General features: G+C 28.9%; 8 protein-coding genes and 1 tRNA gene. 7 read left to right on the top strand and 2 right to left on the bottom strand.

Features of this window, described 5'->3' with window-relative positions:
* Positions 1-18: 18 nt before the first annotated feature.
* Positions 19-95: transfer RNA gene (locus tag L8V79_RS06445), tRNA-Ile, on the bottom strand.
* Positions 96-147: 52 nt separating this feature from the next.
* Entirely contained in the window at positions 148-1,257 is a 1,110-nt protein-coding gene (locus L8V79_RS06440) for an FtsW/RodA/SpoVE family cell cycle protein (RefSeq protein ID WP_214118031.1), read from the bottom strand.
* 72 nt (positions 1,258-1,329) lie between these two features.
* On the opposite strand from L8V79_RS06440, the gene L8V79_RS06435 reads away from it, so the two are divergent.
* Genes L8V79_RS06435 through pyrH form a run of 7 tightly spaced genes read left to right on the top strand, consistent with a single transcriptional unit; the run spans position 1,330 to position 8,084 of the window.
* Complete coding sequence (locus L8V79_RS06435; RefSeq protein WP_263702948.1) at positions 1,330-2,292, top strand: RluA family pseudouridine synthase; 963 nt, start codon at positions 1,330-1,332, stop codon at positions 2,290-2,292.
* Positions 2,246-3,460: a fibronectin type III domain-containing protein gene (locus L8V79_RS06430; RefSeq protein ID WP_214126385.1), complete on the top strand. Its 1,215-nt coding sequence runs from the start codon at positions 2,246-2,248 to the stop codon at positions 3,458-3,460. Before L8V79_RS06435 ends, L8V79_RS06430 begins: the two co-directional genes overlap by 47 nt.
* On the top strand, positions 3,460-4,650 hold the full coding sequence (trmB, locus tag L8V79_RS06425; protein WP_263702947.1) for a tRNA (guanosine(46)-N7)-methyltransferase TrmB: 1,191 nt from the start codon (positions 3,460-3,462) through the stop codon (positions 4,648-4,650). Before L8V79_RS06430 ends, trmB begins: the two co-directional genes overlap by 1 nt.
* 31 nt (positions 4,651-4,681) lie before the next feature.
* Positions 4,682-5,338: a cell division ATP-binding protein FtsE gene (locus L8V79_RS06420; RefSeq protein ID WP_039625813.1), complete on the top strand. Its 657-nt coding sequence runs from the start codon at positions 4,682-4,684 to the stop codon at positions 5,336-5,338.
* Positions 5,325-6,131 carry an ABC transporter permease gene (locus L8V79_RS06415; RefSeq protein WP_263702946.1) on the top strand — a complete coding sequence of 269 codons (807 nt, stop codon included), beginning with the start codon at positions 5,325-5,327 and terminating at the stop codon, positions 6,129-6,131. The genes L8V79_RS06420 and L8V79_RS06415 overlap by 14 nt, the downstream gene beginning before the upstream one ends.
* On the top strand, positions 6,128-7,303 hold the full coding sequence (locus L8V79_RS06410) for a murein hydrolase activator EnvC family protein (protein ID WP_263702945.1): 1,176 nt from the start codon (positions 6,128-6,130) through the stop codon (positions 7,301-7,303). Before L8V79_RS06415 ends, L8V79_RS06410 begins: the two co-directional genes overlap by 4 nt.
* Before the next feature lie 55 nt (positions 7,304-7,358).
* On the top strand, positions 7,359-8,084 hold the full coding sequence (pyrH, locus tag L8V79_RS06405) for a UMP kinase (RefSeq protein WP_039628219.1): 726 nt from the start codon (positions 7,359-7,361) through the stop codon (positions 8,082-8,084).
* Positions 8,085-8,090: the final 6 nt, after the last annotated feature.

Below are 8,090 nucleotides of genomic sequence, written 5' to 3'. Positions count from 1 at the left end.
ATTGAAGTAAGTAATAAATGGTGGATTTAGCAGGACTCGAACCTGCGACCAACCGGTTATGAGCCGGTTGCTCTAACCAACTGAGCTATAAATCCGCCAGAAGTTAAAATAAAAATGTTATTATATCTTTATTTCCTTAATTTAAATTTAGAATTTTATTTTTACTGCTTTTTCTATTGCTAAATATCTAAAAGTTATTAAATTTTGTAAAATTCCAAAGAAAATCATAAAAGTAGCAAAAGAACTTCCCCCATGACTAAAAAATGGCATAGGTATACCAACAACAGGAGCAAAACCTATGGTCATCGATATATTTACTGCTACATATATGAAAATAAATAAAGCAATGCAATTTGTCACTACTCTTGTAAAATAATCATCTTTGAGCTTATAATTTAAACTCAATAAATGAAAAATGAGTAAGGTATAAAGCAATATGATTACAACCGCACCGATAAAACCAAATCTTTCAGACAAATATGCAAAGATAAAATCACTCGTAGAAATAGGTAAAAATTTAAAATGTGTTTGTGTAGCTTCATCGGCCTTTTTTCCGCTCAAACCACCGCTCCCTATTGCAATGATGGATTGTTTTACATGGTAACTTGGCTCTTCAGCTAAGAAATCATGAATTCTTTGTTTTTGATAAGGTTTTAAAAAATCACTATAAATAATAGGCGAAGCTATAGCTATAGCTAAAAAAATACTAAGCCAAATTTTATAATTTACCCCTATGATAAAAAGTGTTCCAAAGCCCACTATTAAAAGCACTAAAGCTGTTCCTAAATCAGGTTCTCCTGCTATAAGTAAAAATGGAAGTAAAATATAAAAACTTAGCTTTAAAAATTGTTTTAAACCATAGCCATTATGAGGTGGTGGGTTTTGATAAATCAAATAAGCTAGCATTAAAATAAAAGAGGGTTTGAAAATTTCAGAAGGTTGTATGGTAAAATGCGTAAAAGGTATCTCAAGCCATCTTCTAGCTCCAAGTTTTTCAACACCAAAAATATCCACACTCAAAAGCAAAGCTATATTAATCCAATATAGTACAGGTATAAGCCACATTAATCTTCTTAAAGGTAAAAAGAAAAAAAATGCAAATCCTGCAAAACCTACTAAAGTATAGATAAATTGCTTTTCAGCTAAGCGTGTATTTGCTTCATAAATTAAAAGAAAAGATATAGCTATGATAGGTAACACTAAAAGAGGTTGAACAAAATCAAAATGCGTTAGAATTCTTCTATCAAGTTTTATCAAAGCTAACCTTTTTTACAAAATATTGTGTAATTATATGCTAAAATTGCAAATTTTATCACAAGGAAATATAATATGCTAAAAATTTCATCACTTTGTGAAGAAAGATTGGATATTTTTTTATCAGATATACTTAAGCAAAGTCGTTCGCAAGTTACTAAACTTATCAAAGAAAACTGCATATATATTAATGAAAAATTAGAAAATAAAAGTTCTAAAAAAATAAAACAAAAAGATGAAATAAGTATCTTTTTACCTTTAGTAAAAGAAGCCAAAGAAAGCTACACGCCTGAGTTTGATATAGAAATTTTATATGAAGATGATGATGTTTTAGTTTTAAACAAAGCTCCTAATGTTGTCGTGCATGGTGCAAGTAGCGTTAAAGAAGCGACTTTGGTGGATTGGCTTTTACATAAGGGCTATGCTTTATCAAATTTAAATGGAGAGCATAGAGCAGGGCTTGTGCATAGACTTGATAAAGGCACAAGCGGAGCTATCATCATAGCTAAAAACAATCAAGCACATCAATTTTTAGCAAATCAGCTTTTAGATAAAAGTATGGGAAGATTTTATCTTGCTTTGAGTGAATTGCCTTTGAAAAATGATAAAATGAGTAATGAAAAAGCCATTATGCGTTGTCCTAATAATAGGCTTAAAAAAATTACTACAAATACTAAAAATTATTTAGCAAAAAATGCAAAAACAGATTTTATAAATTTATTAAGTGCTAAAAACTGCTCTTTAATAGCTGCTAAATTATATACAGGAAGAACCCATCAAATCAGGGTGCATTTGGCAGATTTTAATCGCTATATTTTAGGAGATGAATTATACGGATATAAAGGAAAAATAAAGTATAATAGAGTAATGCTTCATGCGTATTTGATTTATTTTATTCATCCTAGGACTAAAGAGTTAATGTTTATAAAAGCTCCTATGTTTGATGATTTTTATCAAATTTTAAAAGAAAATTTTACACAAGGAGAGATAGATGAAAAAACTTCACTGGATTATCTTAAGTTCTGCTTTGGCTTTTAGTGCTTGTAGTACAACTATGAGTTCGCCTCAAATTGCTCAAGTAAATGATACTTTACCAAAAATTTCAAATATTAAAAGTATAAGTGATATTACAAGCATAGCTTTTGAATGGGAACCTTTGTATGATCAAAATATAGCAGGCTATTACATTTATAGAGCAAATGCAGCTGGTGCACCTATGGAGCTTATAGCAAAAATTAAAAATAAATTTCAAACTCATTATACTGATACAAATTTAGAGCCAAATACAAGATATTATTATTCTATGAAAACTTTTAATGAGCTTGGACAAGTTTCTCAAGATGGTGTAAGCATAGAAGCTTTTACCAATAGAGTGATTGATCCAGTGCCTTTTGTGCAAGCTATTGTGGGTTTGCCAAATCGTGTAAAAATAGTTTGGAGACCACACCCTGATGTAAGAGTAAATTCATACATCATTGAGCGTGCAAATATGAAAGATATGAAATTTAAAGAATTAACTAGGGTTAAAAATCGCTTAAGTGCTGAATATATAGATGATTCACTAAAGCCTGATGAGAGTTTTCAATATAGAATCATAGCTTTAACTTATGATGGTATTAAAAGTACTCCAAGTAAAATAGTAGAATCAACCACCAAAGCACTTCCTCCTATGGTAAGTAATTTGCAAGCAAGTAAAGACGCGCCAAGAAAAATCATTTTAACTTGGGATAAAATTGACTATGCTGATTTTGCTTATTATAAAATTTATTCTAGTTCAACTACCTTTTTACCTTTTAGCGTGGTAGCTAAAACTTCTGAAAATACTTATGAAGATGTAGTTAAAGGTGTGGCTGAAAAAAGATATTATAAAGTGAGTATGGTCGATAAAGATGGCTTGGAAAGTCCTATAGCAAGTGAGCCTGTAGAAGGTATTACCTTAGGGGCACCATTAGCACCAAGTATTATTTTATGTGCTGTTGAAGATGATGGTATTAGAGTTGAATGGGTTGATAATGACGATAGAGCTAAAGAATACATAGTTAAACGAAGTGGAGGTGGAAGTAATGCTGTGTTTAAGGAGATTAAATCTAAACAATTAAAAGACATCACAGCTGTTCCTGGAAAAGTATATAGTTATGAAGTTATAGCTATTGATGCAAATGGTATAGAATCAAAAGCTTCTGATAAATTTACAGCGGTGAAATAATGCCAAATTTTAAGTGTAAAATTCTAAAAGAAATTCAACTTCCTTTTGAAAAAGATGGGGTTGAATTCTTATGGCTTGCTAAAGGTGAAAATGTAGACTTGCTTTTTACGCGTATAAAGCAAGAAAACTTTTTTTTGCAAATTAAAAAAGATGAAAAAAAACAAGAATGGCTTATTAAAGGTGAAAAACACACTAAGCCTTCACAAATTGGATATTTGCAAAAAGCCTTACTTGTGTTTAAAGAAAATTTCACTCAAGATGTAGTCTGTGAAGCTGTGGCGTTAAAACATACAAGGTTAATCCAAAAAACACCTTTAATTGTTAATGATTTAAAAGAATTGCTAGAGCAAATAAAAAACAAAAAGCAAATTTTTATTGAAATAGGTTTTGGAAGTGGTAGGCATTTACTTTATCAAGCAAGATCGAATCCTGATGTTTTGATTATAGGTATAGAAATTTACACCCCTGCGTTAGAGCAAGTAGCTAAACTTGCCTTAAGTGAAAACTTAAATAATGTTTTATTAATAGAAACCGATGCAAGATTATTATTAAGCGTACTTGAATCTAACTTGGTAGATAAAATCTTTTTGCATTTTCCTGTTCCTTGGGATAAAAAGCCTCATCGTAGGGTAGTCGGTTTAAATTTTGCAAATGAATGCGCTAGAGTTTTAAAAGAAAATGGGCAATTTGAACTTAGAACAGATAGTTTTTTGTATTTTGATTTTACTTTAGAAACTTTTTTAACTTTTTCGCATTTAAAAGCTTTAATCAAAAAAAATGAAAATTTAGAAATTTCAAGCAAATACGAAGATCGCTGGAAAAGACAAAATAAAGATATATATGATTTAATCATTAGTGGTTTTAGCAAGAGTGAAAGTTTAAGCAAGGATCAAAAATTTGCCATTGAAGATTTAAGATTAAACGCAGAAGAATTAGCTTGTATAAAAAAGAATTTTAAAAATGAAGTTTTTAAAGGTGAGGATTTTTTCTTGCATTTTGAAAAAATGTATATTAAGGATGATGGGTTTGTCATTAAAATAGCTTTTGGTGCTTTTTATAAGCCTGAGCATGTTTATATAGCTTTAAACGCACAAAAGATAGAATTTATTTTTGAACAGCCTTTTAAAACTAAAGAAAATTTAAAAGCTATAGAAAAATTAAGAGAAATATTGTATTCTTATATCAAATAATCATTTATAAAATAAATAAGGAAAAGCAGTGATGATAGAAGCTAAAAAGCTTTGTCTTGGTTATGATGAACTTGTTATAGAAAATGCTAGTTTTTCGCTAAAAGATAATGATTTTGTTTTTATTACAGGAAAAAGCGGTAGTGGAAAGTCAACTTTGTTAAAATCTTTTTATGGAGATTTAGAGCCAATAAGTGGGAATTTAAAAGTTTGTAATAATGATTTAGTGGATATTTCTAACGCTGAGCTTTTACAGCTTAGGCAAAAAATAGGAATTATTTTTCAAGATTATCGTTTAGTTCAAGAATTTAGTGTAGAAAAAAATGTAATGCTACCTTTGATGATTAAAGGTTATAGTAAGAATGTATGTAAAGAACAAGCCGCAAAGCTTTTAAAGCATGTAAATTTAACTTTCAAAGCTGATAAGAAGCCAGCTCAGCTTTCAGGTGGAGAGCAACAACGCGTGGCCATGGCAAGAGCTTTAGCACATAATCCAAAATTACTCTTATGTGATGAACCAACGGGAAATTTGGATGAGTATTCTTCAGATATTATATGGACTTTATTAAAATCAGCTAGAGAAATACTTGGAACTTGTGTGGTAGTTGTTACGCATAGAATTCCTACTAATTTAAGACTTGATTATCGTCGTTTTAATATAGAAAATGGGAGAATGAATGAAATCTTTTAAAAATCATCTTTCTTTAATATTTGCTTTAATGGTAATGATGTTTGCTTTTGAGTTTTTAATCATTACAAACAAAACTATAGAGCATTATGAAAAACTTTTAAATAAAGACTATAATATTATTTTAGTAGGTAAAACTCATTTAGATAAAAAAAGCATAGAAGATCAAGTAAGTCATTTTCAGTCTTTAGAAATTTTAAATCCAAATGAAATGATAGATAGGCTTAAAAATGATATATCAGCCAAAAATATAGAGGTTTTAAAGGCTACATTGCCAAAATTTTATACTTTAAAACTCAATAAACTTTTATCAGAAGATGAACTAAATACTTTAAAAGATAAGCTTTTAAAAAATCCTAATATTACTAAAGTAGAAACTTTTGCAAAAACGCATACAAAAATTTACAAACTTTTGGTTTTGGTGAAATTTTTATTATGGTTTTTCTTGTTTATTATAATATTGCTTAGCTTTGTATTATTGCTTAAGCAAATGAAAATTTGGCTTTTTGAACATACTCAAAGAGTAGAAATCATGTGTTTACTTGGAGCACCGTTTTGGTTTAGATCTTTTATGCTTTATAAGATTGTTTTTATTGATTGTTTTATAGCATTTTTATTGCTTGTATTATTTTTTACCCAAGTTTATGATCTTGAATCTATCAAGCTAGCCTTACAAAGTGTGGATATTAGCTTACCTAAGATAAGTATTTTCACACATTTGTTTTTGATTTTTTTAGCAATGCTTTGTGTTTGTTTTGCTTGTGTGAATTTTGTAATGTTTAAGGTTAGAAAATGAAAAAATGCTTTTTGCTTTTTTTGTTTTCTTTTTCTGTTTTATTTGCAAATGAAATTGCACAAAAACAAAAAGATATTAAAGAAAATGAACGTATAGTAAAGCAACTTTCTAAAAAGTTAGAGGATTTAGCAAGTGAAATTTTAGATAATGAAAAAAATCTAAAAAAAATCGCTTCAGAAATTAGCACTTTAACTTCAAAAACTTCTAAACTTGAAAGTTCAGTAAAAACTCAAATAAAAGCGCTAGAGCAACTCAATGCACAAAATAAAGATCTTTTGCAAAATAAAAACAAAATAGAAGGAAAGATTATTGATTTAATTGCTAAAGATTTTGCTTATGATTTGGCAATTCCTAAAAATTATATTGAAAGTGAAGATAGTATTATAGCTTTAGAATTAGTTGGGGTTTTGGATAAAATTTTCAAAGAAGAATTTTATCAAATTTCAAAAGATTATGAAAATATAAGTAAAAAAATAGAAGAAAAACAAACTCAAATTACCACAATCAATAATAATTTAAAAACCTATAAAGATCAAATCGATGAGCTTAAAAATCTTAGAAAAAAGCAAGAACAAGAAATAGCTAAGCAAAAAACAGATAAAGAAATTTATACTAGAAAACTTTCTAATTTACAAGCCCAACAGCAAGAATTAAGAAAAACACTTAATAAATTAAAAATTATCAAAGAAAAAGAAGAAGAAAAATTAGCACAAAAAAAAGAAGACAAAAAACCAAGCTCAAATGTTAAACAAGTAGGCTCAAGTTATCAAACAAGCAGTGTTAAGCGTTATAGCGGTCCTAAGACAATCGCTCCTTTAGAATCTTACACGGTAAAGCAAAAATTTGGAAATTATATTGATCCTATTTATAATATTAAAATTTATAATGAAAATGTGGTTTTAAAAAGTGACAGTGCTAATGCTGCAGTAAGAAATGTCTTAGATGGTAAAGTAGTTTTTGCAAAAGCAACTCCAACTTTAAAACAAGTTGTGATTGTTGAAAATAAAGATGGTATACATACTATTTATGCGCATTTAGATAAAATTGCACCTGGGGTTAAAGTGGGTAGAAATATCAAAAAAGGTTATATTATAGGTAGGGTTGAAAGTGATTTAACTTTTGAAGTAACACAAAAGAATTTTCATATCAATCCTTTAGAGATGATTAAATAAATTAGTTTTTTTTAATGCGAATTTTGATATAGTTTCAAATCAAAGGAGAAATTTAATGAACAATAAAAGAAAAAGAGTATTGGTTAAATTTTCTGGAGAAGCTTTGGCTGGAGAAAATGGGTTTGGTATAGAAAATTCTATTTTAAAATACATAGCTTCTGAAATAAAAAGCTTGATTAATGAAAATGTTGAAGTAGGTATAGTAATAGGCGGTGGAAATATCATTAGAGGGGTATCTGCTGCAAGAGATGGACTTATAAAAAGAACAAGTGGTGATCATATGGGTATGCTTGCTACTGTGATTAATTCTATAGCTATGCAAGAAGCATTAGAAAGCGCTGGACTTGATGTAAGGGTTCAAAGCGCTATTCAAATGGAAGCGTTTTGTGAAACTTATATCATGAGAAGAGCACATAGACACTTAGAAAAAGGACGTATAGTTATTTTTGCTTGTGGTACGGGTAATCCTTATTTTACTACAGATACTGCTGCGACTTTAAGAGCGGTAGAAATTCAAGCAGATATGATCATTAAAGCAACTAAGGTAGATGGAATTTATGATAAAGATCCTAAAAAATATGATGATGCAATTATGCTTAATGAGTTAAGCTATGAAAGAGCTTTGCATGATAATATTAAAGTTATGGATGATACTGCAATAGCCTTAGCTAAAGATAATGCTTTACCTATTGTGGTATGTAATATGTTTAAAGAAGGAAATTTATTAAAAATCATCCAAGGCGATATGAGTTTATGCTCTATTGTTAAAAATCAAGATTAAGGATAA

It is taken from the genome of Campylobacter sp. IFREMER_LSEM_CL2194 (genome assembly GCF_025771685.1).
Classification (GTDB): Bacteria; Campylobacterota; Campylobacteria; order Campylobacterales; family Campylobacteraceae; genus Campylobacter_D.
This window is presented reverse-complemented; position numbering and strand designations above follow the sequence as displayed.

Bases quoted from the DNA above. Each gene is read 5' to 3' on its own strand.
- L8V79_RS06435 (WP_263702948.1), top strand. From the start codon at position 1,330: ATGCTAAAAATTTCATCACTTTGTGAAGAAAGATTGGATATTTTTTTA.
- L8V79_RS06430 (WP_214126385.1), top strand. From the start codon at position 2,246: ATGAAAAAACTTCACTGGATTATCTTAAGTTCTGCTTTGGCTTTTAGT.
- trmB (WP_263702947.1), top strand. From the start codon at position 3,460: ATGCCAAATTTTAAGTGTAAAATTCTAAAAGAAATTCAACTTCCTTTT.
- L8V79_RS06420 (WP_039625813.1), top strand. From the start codon at position 4,682: ATGATAGAAGCTAAAAAGCTTTGTCTTGGTTATGATGAACTTGTTATA.
- L8V79_RS06415 (WP_263702946.1), top strand. From the start codon at position 5,325: ATGAAATCTTTTAAAAATCATCTTTCTTTAATATTTGCTTTAATGGTA.
- L8V79_RS06410 (WP_263702945.1), top strand. From the start codon at position 6,128: ATGAAAAAATGCTTTTTGCTTTTTTTGTTTTCTTTTTCTGTTTTATTT.
- pyrH (WP_039628219.1), top strand. From the start codon at position 7,359: ATGAACAATAAAAGAAAAAGAGTATTGGTTAAATTTTCTGGAGAAGCT.